The sequence below is a fragment of the Ochrobactrum sp. SFR4 genome, from assembly GCF_019730395.1.
GTDB lineage: Bacteria > Pseudomonadota > Alphaproteobacteria > Rhizobiales > Rhizobiaceae > Pseudochrobactrum.
Genome location: NZ_JAAPBB010000152.1, coordinates 1 through 500, shown reverse-complemented (window position 1 = coordinate 500; position 500 = coordinate 1). Strand labels below are relative to the sequence as shown.

General features: G+C 56.2%; 1 pseudogene. It reads right to left on the bottom strand.

The features are described from left to right. Positions 1 to 500 (bottom strand): annotated as a pseudogene (locus HBA93_RS18310) (heme biosynthesis protein HemY); the annotation flags it as partial.

Below are 500 nucleotides of genomic sequence, written 5' to 3'. Positions count from 1 at the left end.
CCATCAGCAAATAGGCGCTTTCACGCGGGGCAGACTTCAATGCCGCTTCAGCACTTTCCCGTGCCAGTGTCAGTTCTCCGGCATCCAGTGCTGCGCGGGCAACAACCAGCGCAGATTCCACATGATGATTGCGCAGACTTGCGAGATGACGGGCTTTTTTCAGACGATCCAGCGCTGTGTCTCCGGAACGGCCATGAATATAAGCATCCGCGATTTCCGGATGCGGTTCACGCTTCCACACAGTTTCCAGTAAGCGGTTGCCTTTGCGGATATGACCGTCGCGCAGATAGCAACGCGCAGCGATCAAAGCAGCCGGTATCAGTTCTGGCTCCAGCTTATAGGCTTCTGTCCCCGCCTCACGGGATGCAGCAGCATCCGTATCGAAACTCTTCATCGCCTGTGCCGTCAGCAACACCGCGCGGTTACGTTTGAGCATATCACGGGCTGTTTTGCCGTCTTTGCCATAAGGGATCGTGGCTTTTCGTGCCTCCAATACCCGC